20 protein-coding genes and 1 tRNA gene are annotated in these 24,714 nt (G+C 67.3%); all 21 read right to left on the reverse strand.

Annotation, left to right across the window (positions count from 1 at the left end):
* Positions 1-21: 21 nt before the first annotated feature.
* Positions 22-112 (reverse strand) — tRNA-Ser (locus BM060_RS00735).
* Positions 113-173: 61 nt separating this feature from the next.
* Positions 174-359: a carbon storage regulator CsrA gene (gene csrA / locus BM060_RS00740; RefSeq protein ID WP_003085981.1), complete on the reverse strand. Its 186-nt coding sequence runs from the start codon at positions 357-359 to the stop codon at positions 174-176.
* A gap of 186 nt (positions 360-545) precedes the next feature.
* Positions 546-1,781 carry an aspartate kinase gene (locus BM060_RS00745; RefSeq protein ID WP_074976389.1) on the reverse strand — a complete coding sequence of 412 codons (1,236 nt, stop codon included), beginning with the start codon at positions 1,779-1,781 and terminating at the stop codon, positions 546-548.
* A gap of 100 nt (positions 1,782-1,881) precedes the next feature.
* Positions 1,882-4,506: an alanine--tRNA ligase gene (gene alaS / locus BM060_RS00750; RefSeq protein WP_074976391.1), complete on the reverse strand. Its 2,625-nt coding sequence runs from the start codon at positions 4,504-4,506 to the stop codon at positions 1,882-1,884.
* 121 nt (positions 4,507-4,627) lie between these two features.
* Positions 4,628-5,632: a low-specificity L-threonine aldolase gene (ltaE, locus tag BM060_RS00755; protein ID WP_074976394.1), complete on the reverse strand. Its 1,005-nt coding sequence runs from the start codon at positions 5,630-5,632 to the stop codon at positions 4,628-4,630.
* 419 nt (positions 5,633-6,051) lie between these two features.
* On the reverse strand, positions 6,052-7,050 hold the full coding sequence (astE, locus tag BM060_RS00760; protein WP_074976396.1) for a succinylglutamate desuccinylase: 999 nt from the start codon (positions 7,048-7,050) through the stop codon (positions 6,052-6,054).
* A gap of 51 nt (positions 7,051-7,101) precedes the next feature.
* Positions 7,102-7,383, reverse strand: coding sequence for a hypothetical protein (locus BM060_RS00765; protein WP_009620763.1), 282 nt, complete (start codon positions 7,381-7,383; stop codon positions 7,102-7,104).
* A 5-nt stretch (positions 7,384-7,388) separates the two neighbouring features.
* A complete protein-coding gene (gene astB / locus BM060_RS00770; RefSeq protein ID WP_074976398.1) occupies positions 7,389-8,735 on the reverse strand; it encodes an N-succinylarginine dihydrolase in 1,347 nt (448 codons plus the stop codon).
* Positions 8,735-10,198, reverse strand: a complete 1,464-nt coding sequence (astD, locus tag BM060_RS00775) for a succinylglutamate-semialdehyde dehydrogenase (RefSeq protein ID WP_074976400.1) — start codon at positions 10,196-10,198, stop codon at positions 8,735-8,737. The genes astB and astD overlap by 1 nt, the downstream gene beginning before the upstream one ends.
* A 28-nt stretch (positions 10,199-10,226) precedes the next feature.
* On the reverse strand, positions 10,227-11,246 hold the full coding sequence (gene astA / locus BM060_RS00780; protein WP_074976402.1) for an arginine N-succinyltransferase: 1,020 nt from the start codon (positions 11,244-11,246) through the stop codon (positions 10,227-10,229).
* 98 nt (positions 11,247-11,344) lie between these two features.
* Positions 11,345-12,361, reverse strand: a complete 1,017-nt coding sequence (aruF, locus tag BM060_RS00785) for an arginine/ornithine succinyltransferase subunit alpha (protein ID WP_074976404.1) — start codon at positions 12,359-12,361, stop codon at positions 11,345-11,347.
* A gap of 159 nt (positions 12,362-12,520) precedes the next feature.
* Positions 12,521-13,741: an aspartate aminotransferase family protein gene (locus tag BM060_RS00790; protein ID WP_074976406.1), complete on the reverse strand. Its 1,221-nt coding sequence runs from the start codon at positions 13,739-13,741 to the stop codon at positions 12,521-12,523.
* A 646-nt stretch (positions 13,742-14,387) separates the two neighbouring features.
* Positions 14,388-15,371, reverse strand: a complete 984-nt coding sequence (gene argR, locus BM060_RS00795; protein ID WP_074976408.1) for a transcriptional regulator ArgR — start codon at positions 15,369-15,371, stop codon at positions 14,388-14,390.
* Between the two features lie 34 nt (positions 15,372-15,405).
* Complete coding sequence (gene aotP / locus BM060_RS00800) at positions 15,406-16,170, reverse strand: arginine/ornithine transport ATP-binding protein AotP (RefSeq protein ID WP_009620746.1); 765 nt, start codon at positions 16,168-16,170, stop codon at positions 15,406-15,408.
* A 15-nt stretch (positions 16,171-16,185) separates the two neighbouring features.
* Positions 16,186-17,298 (reverse strand): succinylglutamate desuccinylase/aspartoacylase family protein, encoded by a 1,113-nt coding sequence (locus tag BM060_RS00805; protein WP_074976410.1) that lies wholly within the window; start codon positions 17,296-17,298, stop codon positions 16,186-16,188.
* Positions 17,299-17,314: 16 nt separating this feature from the next.
* Positions 17,315-18,013 (reverse strand): ABC transporter permease, encoded by a 699-nt coding sequence (locus BM060_RS00810; RefSeq protein ID WP_043267718.1) that lies wholly within the window; start codon positions 18,011-18,013, stop codon positions 17,315-17,317.
* 13 nt (positions 18,014-18,026) lie between these two features.
* A complete protein-coding gene (locus BM060_RS00815; protein WP_009620741.1) occupies positions 18,027-18,716 on the reverse strand; it encodes an ABC transporter permease in 690 nt (229 codons plus the stop codon).
* Positions 18,717-19,141: 425 nt separating this feature from the next.
* On the reverse strand, positions 19,142-19,921 hold the full coding sequence (locus BM060_RS00820) for an ABC transporter substrate-binding protein (protein ID WP_074976413.1): 780 nt from the start codon (positions 19,919-19,921) through the stop codon (positions 19,142-19,144).
* A gap of 777 nt (positions 19,922-20,698) precedes the next feature.
* Entirely contained in the window at positions 20,699-22,654 is a 1,956-nt protein-coding gene (gene acs / locus BM060_RS00825) for an acetate--CoA ligase (protein WP_074976416.1), read from the reverse strand.
* A 149-nt stretch (positions 22,655-22,803) separates the two neighbouring features.
* On the reverse strand, positions 22,804-24,084 hold the full coding sequence (dctM, locus tag BM060_RS00830) for a C4-dicarboxylate TRAP transporter large permease protein DctM (protein WP_074976418.1): 1,281 nt from the start codon (positions 24,082-24,084) through the stop codon (positions 22,804-22,806).
* On the reverse strand, positions 24,081-24,713 hold the full coding sequence (locus tag BM060_RS00835; RefSeq protein WP_074976420.1) for a TRAP transporter small permease: 633 nt from the start codon (positions 24,711-24,713) through the stop codon (positions 24,081-24,083). Before BM060_RS00835 ends, dctM begins: the two co-directional genes overlap by 4 nt.
* Position 24,714 lies beyond the last annotated feature (1 nt).

A 24,714-nucleotide genomic window follows, 5' to 3' on the forward strand; every position in this document is an offset into this window, starting at 1 on the left:
ATTCGCACCAGAACGTGCAAATGGCGGAGAGGGGGGGATTCGAACCCCCGACACCCTTTTGAGGTGTACTCCCTTAGCAGGGGAGCGCCTTCGGCCACTCGGCCACCTCTCCGCAACACGGGGCGCATGATATCCATGTTTTCCCCGTTTGCAAAGAATTTTTTATAGAAAAATTAATGGTTTGGTTCTTGGTCTTTCTCTTTCTGGATGCGCTGGTAGATCTCTTCGCGGTGAACAGCGACTTCCTTCGGCGCGTTCACGCCAATGCGCACCTGATTTCCCTTGACGCCCAGCACGGTCACAGTGACGTCATCACCAACCATCAGGGTCTCTCCGACCCGGCGAGTCAGAATCAGCATTCCTTTCTCCTTTCGTGTTTCGGATAAGCAGTCTGCAAAAAAAGAAATGGCGGCAGAGCCACTGAATATCAAGTGTGTGCTCCTTCACCCAAGTATTGACCAGTCCGCGCGGAATGAAAGTTCCGGTGGCCCGGTCAAAAACGACAAAAGGCGCGGGATGAGCCGCGCCTTTTGCATGATGCCCTCTTACTCGCCCTGGCGGGCCGGGGCATCCAGCTCGAAGGCGGTGTGCAACGCACGTACCGCGAGCTCCAGGTATTTCTCCTCGATGACCACGGACACCTTGATTTCCGAGGTGGAGATCATCTGGATGTTGATGCTCTCCTTCGCCAGCGCCTCGAACATGCGGCTGGCGACGCCGGCGTGGGAACGCATGCCGACGCCGACGATGGAGACCTTGGCGATGTTGGTGTCGCCGGTGGCCTCGCGCGCGCCGATGTTGGCGGCGGTCTGCTTGAGGATTTCCAGGGCCGCGAGGTAGTCGTTGCGGTGCACGGTGAAGGTGAAGTCGGTGGTGTTATCGTGCGAGACGTTCTGCACGATCATGTCGACTTCGATGTTCGCGGCACTGATCGGCCCGAGAATCTTGAAGGCCACTCCGGGGGTATCCGGTACGCCACGGATGGTCAGCTTGGCTTCGTCGCGGTTGAAGGCGATGCCGGAGATGATCGGCTGTTCCATGGATTCCTCTTCATCAAGGGTAATGAGGGTGCCCGGACCCTCCTGGAAGCTGTGCAGCACGCGCAGCGGAACATTGTACTTGCCGGCGAACTCCACCGAGCGGATCTGCAGCACCTTGGAGCCGAGGCTGGCCATTTCCAGCATTTCCTCGAAGGTGATCTTGTCCAGTCGGCGGGCCTGCGGCACTACGCGCGGATCGGTGGTGTAGACGCCATCGACGTCGGTATAGATCTGGCACTCGTCGGCCTTCAGCGCCGCGGCCAGGGCCACGCCGGTGGTGTCGGAGCCGCCGCGGCCGAGGGTCGTGATGTTGCCGTGCTCGTCCACGCCCTGGAAGCCGGCGACCACGACCACGCGGCCGGCCTTGAGGTCGCTGCGGATGTTGGCGTCGTCGATGCTCAGGATACGCGCCTTGGTGTGCGCGCTGTCGGTCAGGATGCGCACCTGGTTGCCGGTGTAGGAAACCGCCGGCACGCCGCGCTTGATCAGGGCCATGCTCAGCAGGGCGATGGTCACCTGCTCGCCGGTGGAGACCATGACGTCCAGTTCGCGCGGAACCGGCTGGTCCATGATCTGCTTGGCCAGGCCGATCAGGCGGTTGGTCTCGCCGCTCATGGCGGAAACCACCACCACGATATCGTCACCCGCCTCGCGGAATTTCTTCACCTTCTCGGCTACCTGCTCGATACGCTCGACGGTGCCGACGGAGGTCCCTCCAAACTTCTGTACGATCAAAGCCATTTCAAAAGCCGCCTGATTCCTGAAGGGCGCCCATTAGACAGACATCGCTGCCCCTTGCCAAGGCCCGCCGGGCGCGCCGCGGGCCTGGCCTTGCCGGTGCTTACCGGCCCTGTTCGACGAAGGCCTTGGCCAGGGCCAGGGCCTCGTCCAGCTTGCCGGCGTCGGTGCCGCCGCCCTGGGCCATGTCCGGGCGACCGCCGCCCTTGCCGCCCACGGCTGCCGCGGCCTGCTTCATCAGGTCGCCGGCCTTGAGCCTGGCGGTCAGGTCCTGGGTCACCCCGGCGACCAGCACCACTTTCTCCTCGAACACGCCGCCGAGCAGAATCACGCCGCTGCCCAGCTTGTTCTTCAACTGGTCGACCAGCGCCAGCAGCGCCTTGCCGTCCAGGCCGTCGAGACGCGCGGCCAGCACTTTGACGCCCGCCACGTCCACGGCCGAGCCGGCCAGGTCGTCGCCGGCGGCGCTGGCGGCCTTGGCCTTGAGCTGTTCCAGCTCCTTCTCCAGCTGGCGGTTGCGCTCCAGCAGGCCGGCGAGCTTGTCCAGCAGGTTGTCGCGGCTGCCCTTGACCAGGCCGGCCGCTTCCTTGAGCTGCTCTTCTGCGCCGTTGAGGTAGGCCAGCGCAGCCGCGCCGGTCACCGCCTCGATGCGGCGCACGCCGGCGGCCACGCCGCCCTCGCTGGTGATCTTGAACAGACCGATGTCGCCGGTGCGGCCGACGTGGGTGCCGCCGCACAGTTCGACGGAGAAACCGCCGCCCATGGTCAGCACGCGCACCTGGTCGCCGTACTTTTCGCCGAACAGCGCCATGGCGCCCTTGGCCTTGGCGGTGTCGATGTCGGTCTCTTCGGTCTCGACCTCGCTGTTGGCGCGGATCTCGGCGTTGACGATGTCTTCCAGCCGCTTAAGTTGCTCAGGCTTGATCGCCTCGAAGTGGCTGAAGTCGAAGCGCAGGCGCTGGCTGTCCACCAGCGAGCCCTTCTGCTGCACGTGATCGCCCAGCACCTGGCGCAGCGCGGCGTGCAGCAGGTGGGTAGCGGAGTGGTTCAGCGCGGTGGCCTGGCGCACGTTGGCGTCGACCTCGGCCTTGACCGCGGCGCCGACGCTCAGGCTGCCCTGGGCGACGATGCCGTGGTGCAGGTGGGCGCCGCCGGCCTTGGTGGTGTCGCGCACGTCGAAGCGCACGCCGGCGCCGGAGAGGGTGCCGCAGTCGCCGACCTGGCCGCCGGATTCAGCGTAGAACGGCGTCTGGTCGAGGACGACCACGCCCTCCTCGCCCTCATTGAGCTTCTCGACGGCCTTGCCGTCCTTGAACAGCGCGATGATCTGGCCCGCGCCGGACACGCCCTGGTAGCCCAGGAAGCGGGTGTCGCCGTCGACTTTCACCAGGGCGTTGTAGTCCATGCCGAAGGCGCTGGCGGAGCGGGCGCGCTCGCGCTGGGCCTCCATCTCGCGCTCGAAGCCTTCCTCGTCGAGGGTCAGGCTGCGCTCGCGGGCGATGTCGTTGGTCAGGTCGACCGGGAAGCCGTAGGTGTCGTACAGCTTGAACACCACGTTGCCGGGGATGACGCTGCCCTTCAGCTCGCCCAGGTCCTGCTCGAGGATCTTCAGGCCCTGCTCCAGGGTCTTGGCGAACTGCTCTTCCTCGGTCTTGAGCACGCGCTCGATGTGCGCCTGCTGCTGCTTCAGCTCGGGGAAGGCCTCGCCCATCTCGGCCACCAGCGCGGCGACGATCTTGTGGAAGAAGCTGCCCTTGGCGCCCAGTTTGTTGCCGTGGCGGCAGGCGCGGCGGATGATGCGGCGCAGCACGTAGCCGCGGCCCTCGTTGGACGGCAGCACGCCGTCGGCGATGAGGAAGCTGCAGGAACGGATGTGGTCGGCCACCACTTTCAGCGACGGCGCGTCGTCGTTGGCGCAGCCGATGGCTTCGGCGGAGGCTTTGAGCAGGCTCTGGAACAGGTCGATCTCGTAGTTCGAGTGGACGTGCTGCAGCACGGCGCTGATGCGCTCAAGGCCCATGCCGGTGTCCACGCTCGGCGCCGGCAGCGGGTGCATGACGCCGTCCGCGGTGCGGTTGAACTGCATGAACACGTTGTTCCAGATCTCGATGTAGCGGTCGCCGTCCTCTTCCGGGGAACCGGGCGGGCCGCCCCAGATGTCGGCGCCGTGGTCGTAGAAGATCTCGGTGCAGGGGCCGCAGGGGCCGGTGTCGCCCATCGCCCAGAAGTTGTCGGAGGCGTAGGGGGCGCCCTTGTTGTCGCCGATGCGCACCATGCGCTCGGCGGGCACGCCGACTTCCTGGGTCCAGATGTCGTAGGCCTCGTCATCGCTGGCGTAGACGGTGACCCAGAGCTTGTCCTTGGGCAGGTTCAGCCACTTGTCCGAGGTGAGGAATTCCCAGGCGTAGTGGATGGCGTCGCGCTTGAAATAGTCGCCGAAGCTGAAGTTGCCCAGCATTTCGAAGAAGGTGTGGTGGCGCGCGGTGTAGCCGACGTTTTCCAGGTCGTTGTGCTTGCCGCCGGCGCGGACGCACTTCTGGCTGGTGGTGGCGCGGGTGTAGGCGCGCTTTTCCAGGCCGAGGAAGCAGTCCTTGAACTGGTTCATGCCGGCGTTGGTGAACAGCAGGGTCGGGTCGTTCGCCGGAATCAGCGAACTGGACGCTACGCGGGTGTGCCCCTTCTCTTCGAAGAAGCGGAGGAAGGCTTCACGGATTTCAGCGCTTTTCATAGGTTCTTCCACGGAAAAATGCGGCCACGAATCGCCGGCAAAGGGCCGCATTATATCGGCCCTGCGCACCGGGTACAGTGTGTTTCTACGATAGATGGCAGCTATTGCGCCTCCATCCTAGTCAGTCGCGACGAAAGGCGGCGAAAGCCTCGACGATACGGGGAATGTCCGCGGTTTTCACGTCCAGGTGGGTAACCAGGCGCAGGCGCGGGGCAGCGCTGACGCGGATGCCGCGCTCGCCGAGGAAGTCGCGCAGGGCCGCGGCACGCTCGCCGAGGTCGACGTAGACCATGTTGGTCTGCACCGGCTCGACGGCGTAGCCCAGGTCCGCCAGGCCACGGCCGAGGGTTTCGGCGTTGGCGTGATCCTCGGCCAGGCGCTGCACCTGGTGGTCCAGGGCGTACAGCCCGGCCGCCGCGAGCCCGCCGGCCTGGCGCATGCCGCCGCCGACCATCTTGCGCAGGCGCCGGGCCTTGCCGATCAGCCCGGCGCTGCCGCACAGTACCGAGCCCACCGGCGCGCCCAGGCCCTTGGACAGGCACACCGAGACGGAATCGAAGTGGCGGGTGATCTCGCCGGCGTCCACACCCAGCTTGACCGCGGCGTTGTACAGGCGCGCGCCGTCCAGGTGCAGGGCCAGGCCGCGGCGCTGCGTCAGCTCGCGGGCGGCGGCCAGGTAGGCCAGCGGCAGGACCTTGCCCTGCATGGTGTTCTCCAGCGCCAGCAGGCGGGTGCGGGCGAAGTGGAAGTCGTCCTGCTTGATGGCCGCCTCGACCTTGGCCAGGTCCAGCGAACCGTCGGCCTCGCCCTCGATGGGCTGCGGCTGGATGGAGCCGAGCACCGCGGCGCCGCCGCCTTCGTATTTATAGGTGTGGGCCTGCTGGCCGACGATGTACTCGTCGCCGCGCTCGCAGTGGGCCATCAGCCCGAGCAGGTTGCTCATGGTGCCGCTGGGCACGAAGAGCCCGGCCTCGAAACCCAGGCGCTCGGCCAGGGCGGCCTCCAGGCGGTTGACGGTGGGGTCCTCGCCATACACGTCGTCGCCCAGTTCGGCCCGGGCCATGTCCTCGCGCATCCCGGCGCTGGGCAGGGTGACGGTGTCGCTGCGAAGGTCGATGACGGACATGGCGGGGCTCCTGGAAAGCGGGGAAAGAGCCCGATGCTATGTGCTTGGCTGCCTGGGGACAAGGCTCGGAAGGCGGCTCTTCGCGGGCAGGGGAATGGCGCGGGTGGAGCGGCGTAGGAGCGGATCTCATCCGCGAATCGCGCCGGTGGGTCCGGCTATCGCGGACAAGGTCCTACGGCGGGAGGAATACCGTGCCTCCCGGCAACCTGTAGGAGCGGGCCCTGCCCGCGATTTCGCGCGCAGGGCGCGCTCCTACAGGGGAATGGCGTGGGTGGTTCCGGCTATTGCGGACAACGTTGCAGGCGAGCCTGGTTTCTCGTAGGAGCGAGCTTGCTCGCGAACCGCATGGCACCGCAGCCGCCGGGAAAATCTGTTCGCGAGCAAGCTCGCTCCTACGAAGAGCCCCAAACGCCAGGCGCTCAGAGTTCCGTGGGCACCACGAGGATGCCGGCGCGCAGGCCGTTCCTCACCCTCGGGTTGGGGAAGATGATGCGCGCGCCCTTCTCTTCGACTATCCAGCGGGTGCCGCCGATGTCCTCGGCGAGCAGGTAGCCGTGGTCCAGCTCGGTGAAGTTGTCCACAGCGTCGTCCAGGTGCAGGCGGAAGTGGTCGCTGTGCTTGATCACCTCGCGGGACACGGCGAACAGCTGCAGGCCGTCCAGCCCGCCCTCCCCGGCCGGCGCCTCGCTGCCGTCGACCAGCACCTGCAGCAGCGCCTCCAGGCGGCCCAGGTTGACCACCTGGTTCTGCCCGAAGGGCCGCGCCTTGCCCAGCTCCAGGGTGAAGGCCTCGGCGCCCAGGCGGCTGTAGGTGTAGGAGCTGAAGGTGATGCCGGTCTTGTTCTGCAGCAGCACCGCGTCTATCCCGGCGCTGCGCAGGCGCGCCAACTCCGCGCGGGAATGCTCGCGGCCCTCGCTCCAGGGGTAGAGGGCGAACTGCTCGATCTTCGAGCCGCGGATCGCCGTGTGCAGGTCGTAGTGCAGGCGCTGGCGCCCATCGCGGGCGAAGAAGGCCGCGGCCAGGCGTTCCAGTTCGGCGGCGCGCAGGGCCTCGCTGCCGCTGCCGTCCTCGTGGCGGCCGCAGAACAGGCGGTTGATGTCCTGTTCCAGGTAGCGCTCGCCGCGGCGCATGGCCTCCGGGTTGCCAAGCAGGAACAGCAGGCGCGCCGCCGGCTTCAGCTCGCCGCGGGCGATGCGCTGGACGAGGCGGTCGAGCAGTTCGATGGGCGCCGTCTCGTTGCCGTGGATGCCGGCCGAGAGCAGCAGGTCCAGGCCATTGTCGCGGCCGCTGGCGGGGGTCACCTCGAGGGCGCCTTCGGCCAGCCAGTGCAGGCGCGTGCCGTCGGCGGTGAGCTGGATCTTCTCGGTCGGCTCGCGACCGACGAGGGTCAGGTCGAGCAGCTTGCCCAGTGCTAGCATGCGCGGGTCTCCCGGTTGGCCGCCGGCACCTGCGGGCGGCGGCCCCTGCGATCAGTGATGGTCACATCCACAGTCTGGACCATGTTCGTGGACTTCGGCGGCCTCCAGCTCCAGGCTCAGGCTGAGCTGGTTGACCGCCTGCGGGCGGACCACCAGCAGCGGCACCTCGGTGTCCTCCTCGAAGGACTCGGCGTAGATCAGCAGGCCGCCCTTGCCGTCGGCCTCCAGCCACAGGTCGCGGCCCTCCAGGCGGATGGCCAGGCGGGCGCTGTGGGTCTCGCGACGGGCGCCGGTGGCGTCTTCGAGGATCAGCGGAAGGCTTTCGGTGGTCATGATGTTCAACTCATCTGGAAGGGATAGACGGAGCCCAGTTTAAGGATCCGGCTCAGTTCATCCAATGCCGTCCGGCACTCCACCAGCAGCTGCGGGTCGGCCAGGTCGGCTTCGGACAGGCGGTCGCGGTAGTGCTTGTCGACCCAGGCCACCAGGGTGTCGTACAGCGCCGGGGTCATGACCACGCCGGGGTTCACCGCGGCCAGCTCGGCTTCGTTGAGCGCCACGCGCAGGCGCAGGCAGGCCGGGCCGCCGCCGTTCTGCATGCTCTGCTTGAGGTCGAAGACCTTCACTTCGCGGATCGGCCCGCCCCCGGCGGTCAGGCGCGACAGGTAGTTCCACACGCGCTCGTTCTGCCGGCACTCTTCCGGGACGATCAGCAGCATGCTGCCGTCGGCGCGGCTGAGCAGCTGGCTGTTGAACAGGTAGGACCTGACCGCGTCTTCCACGCTCACCTGGTCGCCCGGCACGCAGACCGGCTGGAAGCGGCCGCCGCGGCGGCCCAGCTTGGCGTCCAGCTCGGCCAGTACCTTGTCGGTGTCGAGGAAGGCGTCCTGGTGGTAGAACAGCACCTCGCCGTTGCCCACGGAAATCACGTCGTTGTGGAACACGCCCTGGTCGATCACCGCCGGGTTCTGCTGGGCGTAGACCACGCCCTCCTCGCCCAGGCCGTGCAGGCGGGCCACCGCCTGGCAGGCTTCCAGGGTCTGCCGCGCCGGGTAGCGCTGCGGCGCCGGGAAGCGGCTGTCGAAGGCGCTGCGGCCGAACACGAAGAACTCCACGCCGGCCTCGCCGTAGCCCTTGCAGAAGCGCGTGTGGTTGGCCGCGCCTTCGTCGCCGAACTGCGCCACCGCCGGCAGCGCCGCGTGGTGGGCGAAGTGTTTCTCGTCGCGGAACATGGCGCCGAGGATGCGGCTGGTGACCGGGTGCTCGATGGAGCGGTGGAACTTGCAGTTCAGATTGGCCGCGGTGAAGTGCACGCGGCCATCGGCGGTATCGGCGCTGGGGCTGACGGTGGCGGCATTGGCCGTCCACATGCAGGAGGCCGAGCTGACCGCGGCGAGCAGCGGCATGGCTTCCTTCGCCGCCTTGGCGATCACCTCGGCGTCGCTGCCGCTGAAGCCGAGGGCTCGCAGCGAGGCCACGGCCGGGCGTTCCTGCGGGGCGAGCACGCCCTGCTTGAAGCCCATTTCCATCAGCGCCTTCATCTTCGCCAGGCCCTGCTTGGCGGCTTCCTTCGGGTTGGACGCCACCTGGCTGTTGCTCTGCGAGGCGACGTTGCCGTAGGACAGGCCGCCGTAGTTGTGCGTCGGGCCGACAAGACCGTCGAAGTTCATTTCATAGGCGGTCATCACAGGCTCACTCCCGGAGTCAGGGTTGCAGGCAGGGCAAGGCTTTCGCTTTCCAGCGAGGCCACCGGATAGGCGCAGTAGTCGGCGGCGTAGTAGGCGCTCGGGCGGTGGTTGCCGGAGGCGCCGATACCGCCGAAGGGCGCGCTGCTGGCGGCGCCGGTCAGTTGCTTGTTCCAGTTGACGATGCCGGCGCGGCTGTCGAGCAGGAAGCCCTCGAAGCGCTCGCGGGAATCGGACAGCAGGCCGGCGGCCAGGCCGTACTGGGTGGCGTTGGCTTCGCGCACTGCTTCGTCGAAATCGCCATAACGGATGACCTGCAGCAGCGGGCCGAAGAATTCTTCGTCCGGGCGCTGCGCCACGCCGGTCACGTCGAGGATGCCGGGGGTCAGCAGGGCCGCGCCTTCCAGCGGCTGGGACATGGCCAGCAGGGCCACGGCGCCGTTGGCCAGCAGGTGCTCCTGGGCCTTGAGCAGGTGCTCGGCGGCGGCCAGGGAAATCACCGAGCCCATGAAGGGCGCCGGCTGTTCGTCGAAGCGGCCGACCTTGATGCTCGCGGTCACCGCCACCAGGCGCGCCAGCAGGGCGTCGCCCCACTCGCCCGCCGGCACCAGCAGGCGCCGCGCGCAGGTGCAGCGCTGGCCGGCGGAGATGAAGGCGGACTGAATGATGGTGTAGACCGCGGCGTCGACGTCTTTCACTTCATCGACGATCAGCGGGTTGTTGCCGCCCATCTCCAGCGCCAGGATCTTCTGCGGCTGGCCGCCGAACTGGCTGTGCAGCAGATTGCCGGTGCGGCTGGAGCCGGTGAAGAACAGGCCGTCGATGTCCGTGTGCGCAGCCAGGGCCACGCCGGTGTCGCGGGCGCCCTGCACCAGGTTGAGCACGCCCGCCGGCAGGCCGGCGTCGATCCAGGCGCGAACGGTCAGCTCGGCGACCTTGGGCGTCAGTTCGCTGGGCTTGAAGATCACACAGTTGCCGGCCAGCAGCGCCGGCACTATGTGGCCGTTGGGCAGGTGGCCGGGGAAGTTGTAGGGGCCGAACACCGCGACCACCCCGTGCGGCTTGTGGCGCAGCACGGCGCTGGCGTCGGCCAGCGGGCCGCTCTTGATGCCGGTGCGCTCGCGGTAGGCCTGGACCGAGATGGCCACCTTGTTGACCATGCTGGTGACTTCGGTGCCGGCTTCCCACAGCGGCTTGCCGGTTTCCTCGCCGATCGCCCGGGCCAGTTCGTCGCTGCGCGCCTTGAGGGTGGCGGCGAAGGCTTCCAGCACGACGATGCGTTCCTCCAGCGGGCGCCGCGCCCAGGCCGGGAAGGCGGCGCGGGCGGCGGCCACGGCGGCATCGACCTGTGCAGCACTGGCGGCGCGGCCGCTCCAGACCACGGCCTGGCTGACCGGGTCGAGGGATTCCAGGGTAGCGCCCTCGCCCGCCTGCCACTGGCCGGCGATGTAGTGGGTAGTCATCTCTTGTTCTCCTCCGATCCGCGCGGGATCAGCGTTTTCCGGCGGACAGCGGCACCGCGCGCACCGAGGCGCCGGCGGACAGGCGCAGGCGCTTGGCGGTCTGCGCGTCGACCACCAGGGAGCCGGCGGCGACCCGCGCCGGGGCCGCGGCGATGCGGCATTCCTCGCGCTTGCGGTTGTGGATCAGGTAGGGCTCGGCGTCATCGCCCGGCGTGCCGATGGCCAGCACCAGCGCCTGGCTGTCGGCGATGGCGCGGATCTTCTCGGTCGGCGCCTCGATGGCCGGGCCTGCGTCGAAGATGTCGACGTAGCCCTGGTAGCTGAAGCCCTCGGCCTTGAGCATGGCCAGCGCCGGCTCGGTGTCCGAGTGCACGCGGCCGATCACGTTGCGCGCCTCTTCCGAGAGGAAGCAGGTGTATAGCGGGAACTTCGGCATCAGTTCGGCGATGAAGGCCTTGTTGCCGACACCGGTCAGGTAGTCCGCCTGGCTGAACTCCATCTTGAAGAAGTGCCGGCCCAGGCTTTCCCAGAACGGCGAGCGGCCGTCGGCGTCGGACATGCCGCGCATCTCGGCGATCACCTTGTCGCCGAACAGCTCGCGGAACTCGGCGATGAACAGGAAGCGCGCCTTGGACAGCAGGCGGCCGTTGAGGCCCGTGCGGTGGTCGGCATGCAGGAACAGCGAGCACAGCTCGGACTGCCCGGTGAGGTCGTTGGCCAGGAACAGCGTGGGGATCTCGCGGTGGATGCCCAGTTCCTGGGAGGCGCTGACGGTGAGGCCGACGCGGTAGTTGTACCAGGGCTCGCGCAGGCCGACGGCGCCGGCCACGGCGCAGATGCCGACGACCTTGCCGGCATCGTCCTCGAGGACGAACAGGTAGTCGGCGTCGGCGCGCTCGGCTTCGCCGCGGAAGGCCTTCTCGGCCCAGCCGACGCGGTGCGCCAGGCGCTGTTCGTTGGCCGGCAGCGTGGTCAGCCCGGTGCCGGTGCTGCGCGCCAGTTCGATGAGGGCCGGCAGGTCGGCGCTGGTGACAGGACGAACGATCATATTCACTCCGTTTCGGCTTCAGGCCGCAGGCTGCAGGCCACAGGCGAAAGCTTCCGTTTGGGCCCGCAGCCTGCCGCTGGCAGCCTGCAGCCCCTGACTCATACCGCTACCAGACGCACGCTGGCGCCTTCGCCGATGCCCAGGGCCTCGGCGGTTTCGGCGCTGAGGGTCACCGGCTTGCCGGGCACCCAGTCCAGTTCGGCGACCACGGCGCGGTAGTCCTGCAGCAGGCCGTTGGTGACCAGGTAGCTGCGCGTGGCCTTGGGCACCTCGCCGATGCGCACCGGCACCAGGCGGCTCTGGGCGATGGAGCGGATGCCCGAGGTGCGCGCATGCAGGGTCGGGCCGCCATCGAAGATGTCGATGTAGTTGTCGGTCTCGAAGCCTTCGCGCATCAGGATGTCGAAGGTGATCTGCGCCCGCGGGTGCACCTGGCCCATGGCTTCCTGGGCCTCGTCCGGCAGCAGCGGCACGTAGATCGGGTAGTGCGGCATCAGCTCGGCGAGGAAGGTGCGGCTCTTCAGGCCCGAGAGCTTCTCGGCCTCGCTGTAGTTGAGGTCGAAGAAGTTGCGCCCCACGGCGTTCCAGAACGGCGATTCGCCCTGGTCGTCGCTGTAGCCGACGATCTCGGTGACCACGGCGTCGGCGAAGCGCTCCGGGTGGCTGGCCATGAACAGCAGGCGGCCGCGGGAGTTGAGTTCGGCGATGGACGTGTTCACCAGCTCGCGCTGCACGTAGAAGCTGGTCAGCAGGCTGTTGCCGGTGAGGTCGTGGCACAGCGAGAGGACGTGGATCTTGTTGTGGATCTTCAACTCGCGCGAGGCGTGCACGAAGGTCTCGTTGCGGAAACTGTAGAAGGGCTCGGAGAAGCCGGCCGAGGCGACTATGGCCGAGCAGCCGACCAGTTGCCCGGTCTGCGTGTCCTCGAGGACGAAGAAGTAGCTTTCCTCGCCGTTGTAGCTGACTTCGGCGGCGAACGAGGCCTCCGAGGCCAGGATCTTTTCCTTCAGCCGTTCCGCGTCGTCCGGCAGCGACGTGACGCCGACCGGGCTGTCCGCGGCGAGACGCTGCACCTGCTGCAGGTCGGCCACTTGGGCGGGGCGCATCACCAGCATGGCGTCACTCCTCTAACCAGACAAAACCATATGAACTTCCCCGTCGCGTCGCGGGCACGGCACAGCCTGCGCCAACGCATTCGGGGCCTGCGAAAAACGGCCGGGCAAGCCGGCCGCGTCGAACCGGCGCCGGCGGGATGCCCGGCGCCGTACTGCGGATCAGCCGCGGGTGAGCTTGGCCACCGCGCGTTCCAGGCGATCCAGGCCTTCGTCGATGTCGGCGTCGTCGATCACCAGGCTGGGCGCGAAGCGCACCACGTCCGGGCCGGCCTGCAGGATCATCAGGCCTTCGCGCTCGGCGGCGTTGAACACGTCCTTGGCCTTGCCCTTCCAGGCATCGGCCAGCACCGCGCCGATCAGCAGGCCGAGGCCGCGGACCTGGGTGAAGATGCCGTATTCCTGGCCGAGCTTCTCCAGGCGCGCCTTGAAGCGCTCGTGTTTGGCGCGCACGCCTTCAAGCACTTCAGGCGAATTGATCACATCGAAGGCCGCGCCGGACACCGCGCAGGCCAGCGGGTTGCCGCCGTAGGTGGTGCCGTGGGTGCCGACGACCAGGTGTTCGGCGATCTTCGCGGTGGTCAGCATGGCGCCGATGGGGAAACCGCCGCCCAGGCTCTTGGCGCTGGAGAGGATGTCCGGGACCACGCCGTAGTGCTGGTAGGCGTAAAGGTAGCCGGTACGGCCGAAACCGCTCTGCACTTCGTCGAAGATCAGCAGCGCGCCGTTGTCGTCGCACAGCTTGCGTACGCCTTCCAGGTAGGCCTTGTCGGCCGGCAGCACGCCGCTCTCGCCCTGCACCGGCTCGATGATGACCGCGCAGGTCTTGTCCGAGATGGCCGCCTTGAGCGCGTCCAGGTCGTTGAACGGGATGTGGGTGATGCCTTCGACCTTCGGCCCGAAGCCGTCGGAGTACTTGGCCTGGCCGCCGACGTTGACGGTGAACAGGGTGCGGCCGTGGAAGCTGTTGACCATCGAGATGATCTCGTACTTCTGCGGGCCATAGACGTCGTGGGCGTAACGGCGCGCCAGCTTGAGCGCGGCCTCGTTGGCCTCGGCGCCGGAGTTGGCGAAGAACACCCGCTCGGCGAAGGTGGCGTCGATCAGCTTCTGCGCCAGGCGCAGGGCCGGCTCGTTGGTGAACACGTTGGATACGTGCCAGATCCTGTTGGCCTGCTCGGCCAGCGCGCCCACCAGCGCCGGGTGGCAGTGGCCCAGGGAGTTCACGGCGATGCCACCGGCGAAGTCCACCAGCTCGCGGCCGCTCTGGTCCCAGACTCGCGAACCCTGCCCACGCACCGGAATGAAAGCGGCCGGGGAGTAGTTGGGGACCATCAGCTGGTCGAAGTCGGAGCGTTGTACCTGAGCGTGCGGAGCGGACATCGGTGTTCTCCTGCCTGGTGAGGCGGCTATCGATGGAAGGATTGTAGGGACGAAAGACCGGTTGGCATTGCCGCCAAGCGACAACTTCTTATAGCGCCAACCCGTGGATTTCCGAGGCTTTCGGAAATGCGACAGAAAGCGTCGGTAAGGCGCAGTGTAAAGCCAGGGCGGGCCTGCGGGTACAAGGCGCGGGGGAATTTGTTCGATGGTCGGACGGGGGAAGGTTGGGTGGGGTTTTCGTGGGGGAGAGAGGACGCCTGGCCCTTCCTCTCCGGGACGCTCGGCGTTGCCGGGAAATCCCGATTGTTCGCGAGCAAGCTCGCTCCTACGAAAAGCCCACGCAGCACCGCGCTTGCTCTTGTAGGAGCGAGCTTGCTCGCGAAGGGGGTTCCCCGGTGGCTACGGTGCCTGGGCTCGGCTCCGCCCCTCTCCCCAACCCTCTCCCTGAAGGGAGAGGGGGCTTGTCCGTGCCGAGAGGAGGCATGGTTTCAGCCGGTAATTTCTGTGCTAGCCGGCTAACGCCGAAACATCAGCATCTGCCCAACGGCCCCCTCTCCCTTCAGGGCGGGGCGCGCAGCCAAGGGCTAGGGAGAGGGAACGCGGCCACGCCCAACATCAGCGTAACCGGGAGCCTCCCCCACTCAGCTCACCCCCGCTCCCCCGGCCCCAGCGCACCATCGGCAGCCCCCTGCCCACGACGCTGGTTCCGGTCCTCACGAGGGGTAACGCCAAAGAAATTACGGTAAGCACTGGAGAAGTGCGGCCCACTGGAAAACCCGCAGGACAGCCCGATCTGGATGATCGACTTGCTGGTCTGCATCAGCATCTGCCGCGCTCGGTTCAGGCGCAGTTCCAGGTAGTACTGGCTGGGCACGCGGGTCAGGTACTGTTTGAAGATGCGCTCCAGCTGGCGGCGCGACACGCAGACGTGCTGGGCGATCTCGTCGGTGGTCAGCGGCTCTTCGATGTTCGCTTCCATCAGCAGCACCGCCTGGGTGAGCTTCGGATGGCTGGAACCGAGGCGGTTCTTCAGCGGGATGCGCTGGCGCTCGCTGCCTTCGCGGATGCGCTCGACCACCAGTTCCTCGGATACCGCGCCGGCCAGTTCCGCGCCGTGGTCGCGGGACAGCACCGCCAGCAGCAGGTCGAGCACGGCCATGCCGCCGCAGGCGCTGAGGCGGTCGCGGTCCCACTCGAACAGGTGGTTGGTGGCGATGACCTTGGGGTAGCGCTCGGTGAAGTCGTCGTGCCAGCGCCAGTGCACCGCGGCGCGGTAGCCGTCGAGCAGGCCGAGCTGGGCCAGCGGGTAGATGCCGGCGGACAGCGCGCCGACGCTGGCGCCGCCGCGGGCCAGCTGCTTGAGCGCGGCGGCCAGCGGCGCGGAGACCTGCTGCGGTGCCTCGTCGGCGACCAGGAAGACGCGCTGGCACTGCTCCAGCACGCCCAGCCAGGCCTGCCCCGGCAGGCGCCAGCCCTCGCCCTCGGCGGGTTGCTCGGCGTTCATGAACACCGGGTCGTAGAGCGCTTCGGGGTGCAGGCGCCGGGCGACCCGCAGGGCCTCCTCGGCGAGCGCCAGGGTCAGCGCGCGGGTCTGGGGCCAGAGCAGGAAACCGATGCGTTGGGCAGTCATGCGGAGGCTTCTGTCGACGTCGTCGGGGGACAGCTTACTTCAAGCTGCCGGAAAGGAACTGCTTGAGGCGGTCCGATTGAGGATTTGCCAGAACTTCCTTCGGGCAACCGCGCTCTTCCACCAGGCCCTTGTGCAGGAACACCAGTTGGTTGGAGACCTCGCGGGCGAAGCCCATCTCGTGGGTCACCACCACCATGGTGCGGCCTTCCTGGGCCAGGTCCTGCATGACCTTGAGCACCTCGCCGACCAGCTCCGGGTCCAGCGCCGAGGTCGGCTCGTCGAACAGCATCACCTCCGGCTCCATGGCCAGGGCGCGGGCGATGGCCACGCGCTGCTGCTCGCCGCCGCTCATGTGCGCCGGGTAGGCATCCTTGCGGTGCGCCACGCCGACCTTGGCCAGGTAGTGCTCGGCCTTCTCCAGGGCTTCCTTCTTCGACACGCCGAGCACGTGCACGGGCGCCTCGATGACGTTGTCCAGGGCGCTCATGTGCGACCACAGGTTGAAGTGCTGGAACACCATCGACAGGCGCGAGCGCATGCGCTGCAGCTGGCGGGTGTCGGCGGCCTTGAGCGCGCCGTCCTTGTTCGGCACCAGCTTCAGCTCCTCGCCGTTGAGCAGGATCTTGCCGGCGTGGGGCTGCTCCAGCAGGTTGATGCAGCGCAGGAAGGTGCTCTTGCCCGAGCCGGAGGAGCCGATGATGCTGATCACGTCGCCCGCTTTCGCCGCCAGGGAAACGCCCTTGAGCACTTCGTGGGTGCCGTAGCGCTTGTGCAGGTCTTGGATTTCCAGTTTGTACATGTCGGTTACTCGAATTCAGTCGTTGATCAGCCGGCCCGTACGGAACGGCTCGCGCCCGGCCACCTTGGCCATCCAGTGTCCCGCCAGCGCGTAGCGCCCCCGCTCGAGGGCGAAGAGCACGCCGGCGGTCCCGGCGTACACGGTGCTGACCTTGTCGTTCAACGGGTCCACCACTTCGAACAGCGCCTCGCCCTTCTCCACCCACTCGCCGGCGCGTCGCAGGAAGCTGACCACCCCGGCGTGGGGCGCGGCGAGGTATTCGGTGCCCTCGAAGGGCATGCCTTCGCAGCATTCGGCCGGCGCTTGCGGCCATTCGCCGGCGATCAGCCCCTGTTCGGCGAGGAAGGCCAGGATCGCCTCGGCGTTGTCACGCGCCTGCTCGACGCGGGTATCGCCCATGCTGCCCAGCTCGACCGTGGTGGCCATGCATGCCGCAGGCACGGCGGCCTGTGGATAAGCACGGGCCAGGCGCAGCCAGGGCAGCGAGCAGGATTCGTCGAAGGAGTTGCCGCCGGAGTCCTCGGCCAGCAGCGCCACGCCCGCCTTCAGCCGCGCGGCCAGGGAACGCCACTGCGGCCAGTGCTGCGGGATGGCGTAGAGGTGGATGCAGGCCTCGAAGTCGCAGTGCAGGTCGAGCACCACGTCGGCGTCGCAGGCATGGCGCAGCAGCAGGCGCTGCATGGCTTGCAGCTCGGAGGTGGCCGGCGCCAGCGCGTCGAGGACTTCTCGCATGTGCTGGCGGATCAGTTGCACGTTGGCCTCGGCATCGGCGCCCAGCTGGCCGGCGACGCGCGGCTCGACCAGGGATGCCAGGTCGACGAAGCCACGGTTGAAGTTCTGCCCGCTGTTCGCCTCGAAACGCCCGAGGTGGCTGGCCTGCAGCCACTGGCCGAGGCCGATGGGGTTGGCCACCGGCACCAACTCGACCGTGCCCCGCAGGCGGCCTTCGGCCTCCAGCGCGGCCAGGCGCAGCTTCAGCTCCCAGGCGGTGCGCATGCCCGGCAGCTCGTCGGCGTGCAGGCTGGCCTGGATGTAGGCCTTGCGCGGGCCGGCGCCGTAGCGGAACACGCTCAGGCGACGTTCGCTGCCGAGGCTGGCGCAGGGCAACAGGTGATCGATGCGTTGCATGCTCCCCTCCTCCGGCTCAGTGCTTGCGCGGCGCCAGGTAGGCCAGCCAGCGGCGTTCGGCGGCCTTGAACAGGCGCACCAGGATCAGCGTCAGGATCAGGTAGAAGACCCCGGCGGTGATGAAGGCCTCGAACGGCAGGTAGTACTGCGAGTTCACGGTGCGCGCGGCGCCAGTGATGTCCACCAGGGTGACGATGGAGGCCAGGCTGGTGGTCTGCAGCATCATGATCACCTCGTTACTGTACTGCGGCAGCGCGCGGCGCAGCGCCGAGGGCAGGAGGATGCGGCGGTACATCTTCAGGCGCGACATGCCCATGGCCTTGGCCGCCTCGATCTCGCCATGGGGCGTGGCCTTGAGGCTGCCGGCGAGGATTTCCGCGGTGTAGGCGCTGGTGTTGATGGCGAAGGCCAGGCAGGCGCAGAAGCTGGCATTGGACAGCCAGGGCCAGAAGACGCTGTTGCGCACCGCCTCGAACTGGGCCAGGCCGTAGTAGATCAGGAACAGCTGCACCAGCATGGGCGTGCCGCGGATCACGTAGGTGTACAGCCAGGCCGGCAGGTTCACCGCCGGGCGCTTGGACACCCGCATCAGCGCCAGCGGCACGGCCAGCAGCAGGCCCACGGCCAGGGAGATCAGCAGCAGCTTGAGGGTCACCAGCAGGCCGCCGAAGTACAGCGGCAGGTTTTCCCAGATGACGGTGTAGTCGAAGATCATCGCGTGGCTCCCCTTACAAATCCGCGACCTTGACGCCCACCGAGTAGCGGCGCTCGAGCAGGCGCAGCAACAGCAGCGAGACGCTGGTCACCACCAGGTAGAGGGCGGCGACGAACAGGTACCAGGTGAACGGCTCGCGGGTAGCGTCCGCGGCCTGCTTGGCCTTGAACATCATGTCCTGCAGGCTGACCACCGAGATCAGCGCGGTGGCCTTGACCAGCACCAGCCAGTTGTTGGTGAAGCCGGGGATGGCCAGGCGGATCATCTGCGGCACCTGCACGCGGAAGAACACCTGCAGGTGGCTCATGCCGTAGGCGAAACCGGCCTCGGCCTGGCCCTTGGGGATGGCCATGAAGGCGCCGCGGAAGGTTTCCGAGAGGTAGGCGCCGAAGATGAAGCCGAGGGTGCCGACGCCGACGACGAAGGGGTTGAGGTCGATGTAGTCGTCGTGGCCCAGCAGCGGCGCGACGCGGTTCACCAGGTCCTGGCCGCCGTAGAAGATCAGCAGGATCAGCACCAGGTCGGGTACGCCGCGGATCACCGTGGAGTAGGCGTCGCCGCACCAGGCCAGCCACCTGACCGGCGACAGGCGGAAGGCCGCGCCGACCAGGCCGAGCACCGCCGCCAGGGCCATCGACAACAGGGCGAGCTGGAGGGTCAGCCAGGCACCATCGACGATGGTGGCCGCGTAACCGTTGAACATGGTCAGCACCTCATGCAACCGCTCGCCGCAGCGGCGAACGCAGAACGACGGGCCACGGAGCCCGGGAAAACCGGCCGCGGTCGCCCAGCGTCCGCCGCCCAATAAAAAAGTGGCACAAACAGCAGGGACCGTTACCGTTTCGTCACGGCCGCGCCGGAACAATTTTTTGCGCGGGGCAAGGTGCACGCGTCACGGCTCGGTCATCCCAGATGAACAGCGAGCGAGGCCCCCGCACAAAAAATAGCCCGTCCCTTCGGGTTGCGCGGCAAATGACGCCATGCGTCGTTGCGGGATTTGGCAAGGGAACACCATTGCCTGCATCCCGCGCCTAGCCTGGCGTCATTTGTCACAGCAACGCGACTCGCGCCGAAACGGCAACGGTCCCCGGGCCTCGGCCCGGGTTTGCGCCACTTTCCGGTCAGGGGTCAGTTCGAGCCGTAGACGTCGAACTTGAAGTACTTGTCCTGGACCTGCTTGTACTTGCCGTTGGTGCGCAGCGCGGCGATGGCCGCGTTGAACTTGCCGGCCAGGGCGCTATCGCCCTTGCGCACGGCGATGCCCACGCCTTCGCCGAAGTACTTCTCGTCGGTCAGTTGCGGGCCGACGAAGGCGAAGCCCTTGCCGGCGTCGGTCTTGAGGAAGCCGTCGTCGAGGTTGACCGAGTCGGCGACCACCGCGTTCACGCGGCCGGCCACCAGGTCCATGTTGGCTTCCTGCTGGGAGTTGTAGCGCACCACTTCCACGCCGGCCGGGGTCAGCTCGCCGGAAGCGTAGCGGTCCGCGGTGCTGCCGCGCAGCACGCCGACCTTCTTGCCCTTGAGGTCGGTCAGCGGATCGTTCAGCGCCGAGCCTTCCTTCATCACGTAGCGGGCCGGGGTGTTGTAGTACTTGTTGGTGAAGTCCACGGACTTCTTGCGCTCGTCGGTGATGGTCATCGACGAGAGGATGGCGTCGATCTTGCGCACTTTCAGCGCCGGGATCAGGCCGTCGAATTCCTGCTCGACCCAGGTGCACTTGACCTTCATCTCTTCGCACAGGGCGTTGCCGATGTCGACGTCGAAGCCGGCCAGCTGGCCATCGGGGGTCTTGAAGGAGAACGGCGGGTAGGCCGCTTCGATGCCGATACGCACGGGCTTGTCGTCGGCGTGGGCCATAGCGGTGATAGCGGAGAGCGCCAGCGCGCCGAGAAGTGCGAACTTCTTCATCAGTAACTCCTTCGAGGGTAGGACTTCGATTGGCAGGAGAAAGGGGTTGGCCCAGGCTGCCCGTGCAGAAGTGAAGGTTCTTGTCGTCTGCGCGCATTGCCGTGGCGGGTTTCTCGTGGAAAACCACGCCATCCAGGGTGAGCGGCATTCTAGCGACAGCCCCTGGGCGGTTATTTCTTCAATGCGACAACTAATTATAGAAGCACCGGAGAGCGGGCTCCGACGTCTTGACGGGGCGGATTTTAGGTGATCAAGGCGGGAAGAGTAAAACCAATTTTCATTGCAGATATCGGGCCAACGGATGTACGCCTCAATGAATACGGGGCCTCCAGCCTGTGGGCGGTTTTCTGGAGTTCAGAAAAGGCGCACAGAAAGCGTGCGAAATGTTTCCAGGCGCCTCATTTTGTCGCAGCGGGGCGGGGCGGTGTTACCGCATGCCGTTCGGCGTCGGGCATCAACCTGTAGGAGCGGGCCCTGCCCGCGATTCGCGCGCAGGGCGCGCTCCTACATGGGAATGGCGTGGGCAGGGTGGCGTAGGAGCGGATCTCATCCGCGAATCGCGCCGGGACAGCCGGCTATCGCGGATGAGATCCGCTCCTACGTTGCAGGCGAGCATGGCTTCTCGTAGGAGCGAGCTTGCTCGCGAACACACTCCGCTGCGGGGCCCATTCGCGAGCGAGCTCGCTCCTACGAAGAGCATCCTGGCGCGGTCTGTCCTACAGTGGAAGAAAGAAAAACGCCCCGGCAAGCCGGGGCGTTTTTCGTTGCGGAGGCGGATCAGGCAGCTTTCATCGCCCGGTGGGTGTCCACCAGGTGCTGCACCACGCCCGGGTCGGCCAGGGTGGAGATGTCGCCCAGGGCGTCGTACTCGGCGGTGGCGATCTTGCGCAGGATGCGGCGCATGATCTTGCCCGAGCGGGTCTTCGGCAGGCCCGGGGCCCACTGGATGACGTCCGGGGTGGCGATCGGGCCGATCTCCTTGCGCACCCAGGCCTTGAGTTCCTGGCGCAGTTGCTCGTTGGCTTCCTCGCCGGCGTTCAGGGTGACGTAGACGTAGATGCCCTGCCCCTTGATGTCGTGCGGCACGCCGACCACCGCGGCCTCGGCCACTTTCGGGTGGGCGACCATGGCGCTCTCGATCTCGGCGGTGCCCATGCGGTGGCCGGAGACGTTGAGCACGTCGTCGACGCGGCCGGTGATCCAGTAGTAGCCGTCCTCGTCGCGGCGGGCACCGTCGCCGGTGAAGTACATGCCCTTGAAGGTCTTGAAGTAGGTGTCGACGTAACGGTCGTGGTCGCCGTACAGGGTGCGCGCCTGGCCCGGCCAGGAGTCGAGGATCACCAGGTTGCCCTCGGCCGCGCCCTCGATGATGTTGCCCAGGTTGTCCACCAGGGCCGGCACCACGCCGAAGAACGGCTTGGCGGCGGAGCCCGGCTTCAGCGCGTGGGCGCCCGGCAGCGGGGTCATCAGGCAGGCGCCGGTCTCGGTCTGCCACCAGGTATCGACGATCGGGCAGCGCGACTGGCCGACGGTCTCGTAGTACCACTGCCAGGCTTCCGGGTTGATCGGTTCGCCCACCGAGCCCAGCAGGCGCAGGCTGGAGCCGTCGGCGCCTTCGACCGCGGCCTTGCCCTCGGCCATCATGGCGCGGATGGCGGTGGGCGCGGTGTAGAGGATGTTGACCTTGTGCTTGTCGACGATCCTGGCGACGCGGCTGATGTCCGGGTAGTTCGGCACGCCTTCGAACAGCACGGTGGTCGCGCCGTTGGCCAGCGGACCGTAGACCACGTAGCTGTGGCCGGTGACCCAGCCGATGTCGGCGGTGCACCAGAAGACCTCGCCGGGACGGTAGTCGAACACCCGCTCATGGGTCAGCGAGGCGTACACCAGGTAGCCGCCGGTGGTGTGCAGCACGCCCTTGGGCTTACCGGTGGAGCCGGAGGTGTAGAGGATGAACAGCGGGTCCTCGGCGCCCATTTCCTTCGGCGCGCAGGTGGTGCCGGCGACCTTCATCAGGTCTTCGTACCAGACGTCGCGGTGCGCGTTCCACTTGATGTCCGAACCGGTGCGCTTGCAGACGATGATCTTCTGCACGCTGTTGGTTTCCGGGTTGGTCAGGGCGTCGTCGACGTTGGACTTGAGCGGGGTCTTCTTGCCGCCGCGCACGCCTTCGTCGGCGGTGATCACGATCTTCGAGCGGCAGTCGATGATGCGCCCGGCCAGGGCTTCGGGGGAGAAGCCGCCGAACACCACGGAGTGGATGGCGCCGATGCGGGTGCAGGCGAGCATGGCCACCACGGCTTCCGGGATCATCGGCATGTAGATGGTCACCACGTCGCCGCGGTGCACGTCCTGGCCGCGCAGGGCGTTGGCGAACTTGCAGACCTGCTCGTGCAACTGGCGGTAGGTGATTTCCTGGTGCTCGGACGGGTCGTCGCCTTCCCAGATGATCGCCACCTGGTCGCCGCGCTCGGCGAGGTGCCGGTCCAGGCAGTTGTAGGAAACGTTGAGCGTGCCATCGGCGAACCACTTGATGTCCACGTGATGGTCGTCGAAGGACGTCTGCTTGACCTTGGTGAAGGGCTTGATCCACTCCACCCGCTGGGCCTGCTCGCGCCAGAAGCCGTCGGGGTTGACCACCGACTGCTGGTACAGCTTCTTGTAGCTGGCTTCGTCGGTCAGGGTATTGGCGGCCACTTCGGGACGCACGGGATACACGGATGCCGCACTCATGACGCATTACCTCGGTTCGGAGTGTTGTTCTTGTTGGGACCAAGTTGTAACGGCCGGGGTGCGCAGGGACCATACGACCATGGTCTTACCAATCCTTAGTCGTAGTGATCGGCCCCATCAGCCCGGCTGACGGGGCCTGCGGCAATGCGTCACAGTCCCAATAGACGAGGCAGTCCGAGGGAGATCAGGGGTACGTAGGTGATCAGCAGCAGGAACACCAGCAGCACGCTCAGCCACGGCAGGGCCGCGCGCACCGTGGCACCCAGCGGCATGCCGGTGACCGCCGAGGTGACGAACAGGTTGAGCCCCACCGGCGGGGTGACCAGGCCGATCTCCATGTTCACCACCATGATGATGCCCAGGTGGATGGGGTCGATGCCCAGCTCCATGGCGATGGGGAAGAGGATCGGCGCCAGGATCAGGATCACCGCCGACGGTTCCATGAAGGCCCCGGCGACCAGCAGCAGGACGTTCACCAGCAGCAGGAACTGCCAGGGGCGCAGGCCCAGGTCGACCATCCAGGCGGTGACCTGCTGGGGAATCTGCTCGGTGGTCAGCACATGGGCGAAGAGCATGGCGTTGGCGATGATGAACATCAGCATCACCGACAGCTTGCCCGACTCCAGCAATACCCGCGGCACCTCGCGCCAGGCCAGGTCCTTGTGCACGCACAGGGCCACCCAGGCGGAGTAGACCGCGGCCACGGCAGCCGCCTCGGTGGGGGTGAACAGGCCGCCGTAGATGCCACCGAGGATGATCACCAGCAACAGCAGCCCCCACACCGCCTCGCGCACGGCGCCCAGCAACTGCGCCAGGCTGGCCCTCGGCAGCGCCGGCAGGCGGCGCACCCGCGCCACCACGTAGATCGCCAGCATCAGCACCAGGCCCAGCAGCACGCCGGGGATCACCCCGGCCATGAACAGCGTGCCCACCGACTGCTCGGTGGCCGCGGCGTAGACCACCATGACGATCGACGGCGGGATGAGGATGCCCAGGGTGCCGGCGTTGCACAGGATGCCGGCGCCGAAGGCCTGCGGGTAGCCGGCGCGGACCATGCCGGCGATGGCGATGGAGCCCACCGCGGCGACCGTGGCCGGGCTCGAGCCGGACAGCGAGGCGAACAGCATGCAGGCCAGCACCGCGCCTATGGCCAGGCCGCCGCGGATGTGCCCGACGCAGGCGTTGGCCAGGGCGATCAGCCGCCGCGCCACGCCGCCGGTGGTCATGAAGGCGCCGGAGAGCAGGAAGAACGGGATGGCCAGCAGGGTGTAGTGCTCGCTGGTCTCGAACAGCTTGATGGCCAGCGAGCGCACCGAATCCTGGCTGAACAGCATGAGGGTGAGCGAGCCGGCCAGGCCCAGGGAGATGGCGATGGGCACGCCGATGAACATCAGCGCGAACAGCAGGATGAACAGAACCAGCACCGTCATGGCCGCACCTCCTCGGCGTCCTGCAGCTTCAGCGCCTCGGCGGCCTCATCGGCCAGGCCGAGCCCGGTCTGCCGTCCGCGCAGGATGCGCACCAGCACCTGGAGGAAGCGGACGAACACCAGGGCGAAGCCCAGGGGCACGACCAGCGCTATGTGCCACTGGCGCACGCCGAAGTGGGCCAGGTCCTCGGCGCCGATGCCGGCGCCGCGCAAGGTGTTCACCCAGTCGAAGCTGCCCACCGCGAGCAGGCCGGCGTAGGCCAGGCAGCACAGGCAGGCGAGCAGGCCGAGCCAGCGCTGCACGGGGCGCGACGCCAGGCGCACCAGTACATCGACGCCGATGTGCCCGGCCGTGCGCACGCCATAGGCCAAGCCGAGGAAGATCAGGGCGGCGAACAGCGCCTTGGTCAGCGCGTTGCTCCAGCTCATGTCCTGGGCCAGGCCGAGGATGGCGTCGCCCACGGCGTAGCTCGGGCCGCTGAGCGCCGGCCAGGCGTCGCCCAGGTCGTAGAACAGGGTGAAGACGTTGGTCACCACTACGTAGAAGAAGGTCACCAGGGCCATGGCCGCCAGCAGCAGGGCGATGAGGCCCTCCTCCAGGCGCTCGCAGGCACGCTTGAGTCGTTGCATG

This window comes from Pseudomonas citronellolis (assembly GCF_900112375.1).
Lineage (GTDB): Bacteria > Pseudomonadota > Gammaproteobacteria > Pseudomonadales > Pseudomonadaceae > Pseudomonas > Pseudomonas citronellolis.

What these genes read in the sequence shown, in the direction of transcription:
- csrA (WP_003085981.1), bottom strand. Translation starts at nt 359, where the DNA reads ATGCTGATTCTGACTCGCCGGGTCGGAGAGACCCTGATGGTTGGTGAT.
- BM060_RS00745 (WP_074976389.1), bottom strand. Translation starts at nt 1,781, where the DNA reads ATGGCTTTGATCGTACAGAAGTTTGGAGGGACCTCCGTCGGCACCGTC.
- alaS (WP_074976391.1), bottom strand. Translation starts at nt 4,506, where the DNA reads ATGAAAAGCGCTGAAATCCGTGAAGCCTTCCTCCGCTTCTTCGAAGAG.
- ltaE (WP_074976394.1), bottom strand. Translation starts at nt 5,632, where the DNA reads ATGTCCGTCATCGACCTTCGCAGCGACACCGTCACCCTGCCCAGCGCC.
- astE (WP_074976396.1), bottom strand. Translation starts at nt 7,050, where the DNA reads ATGCTAGCACTGGGCAAGCTGCTCGACCTGACCCTCGTCGGTCGCGAG.
- BM060_RS00765 (WP_009620763.1), bottom strand. Translation starts at nt 7,383, where the DNA reads ATGACCACCGAAAGCCTTCCGCTGATCCTCGAAGACGCCACCGGCGCC.
- astB (WP_074976398.1), bottom strand. Translation starts at nt 8,735, where the DNA reads ATGACCGCCTATGAAATGAACTTCGACGGTCTTGTCGGCCCGACGCAC.
- astD (WP_074976400.1), bottom strand. Translation starts at nt 10,198, where the DNA reads ATGACTACCCACTACATCGCCGGCCAGTGGCAGGCGGGCGAGGGCGCT.
- astA (WP_074976402.1), bottom strand. Translation starts at nt 11,246, where the DNA reads ATGATCGTTCGTCCTGTCACCAGCGCCGACCTGCCGGCCCTCATCGAA.
- aruF (WP_074976404.1), bottom strand. Translation starts at nt 12,361, where the DNA reads ATGCTGGTGATGCGCCCCGCCCAAGTGGCCGACCTGCAGCAGGTGCAG.
- BM060_RS00790 (WP_074976406.1), bottom strand. Translation starts at nt 13,741, where the DNA reads ATGTCCGCTCCGCACGCTCAGGTACAACGCTCCGACTTCGACCAGCTG.
- argR (WP_074976408.1), bottom strand. Translation starts at nt 15,371, where the DNA reads ATGACTGCCCAACGCATCGGTTTCCTGCTCTGGCCCCAGACCCGCGCG.
- aotP (WP_009620746.1), bottom strand. Translation starts at nt 16,170, where the DNA reads ATGTACAAACTGGAAATCCAAGACCTGCACAAGCGCTACGGCACCCAC.
- BM060_RS00805 (WP_074976410.1), bottom strand. Translation starts at nt 17,298, where the DNA reads ATGCAACGCATCGATCACCTGTTGCCCTGCGCCAGCCTCGGCAGCGAA.
- BM060_RS00810 (WP_043267718.1), bottom strand. Translation starts at nt 18,013, where the DNA reads ATGATCTTCGACTACACCGTCATCTGGGAAAACCTGCCGCTGTACTTC.
- BM060_RS00815 (WP_009620741.1), bottom strand. Translation starts at nt 18,716, where the DNA reads ATGTTCAACGGTTACGCGGCCACCATCGTCGATGGTGCCTGGCTGACC.
- BM060_RS00820 (WP_074976413.1), bottom strand. Translation starts at nt 19,921, where the DNA reads ATGAAGAAGTTCGCACTTCTCGGCGCGCTGGCGCTCTCCGCTATCACC.
- acs (WP_074976416.1), bottom strand. Translation starts at nt 22,654, where the DNA reads ATGAGTGCGGCATCCGTGTATCCCGTGCGTCCCGAAGTGGCCGCCAAT.
- dctM (WP_074976418.1), bottom strand. Translation starts at nt 24,084, where the DNA reads ATGACGGTGCTGGTTCTGTTCATCCTGCTGTTCGCGCTGATGTTCATC.
- BM060_RS00835 (WP_074976420.1), bottom strand. Translation starts at nt 24,713, where the DNA reads ATGCAACGACTCAAGCGTGCCTGCGAGCGCCTGGAGGAGGGCCTCATC.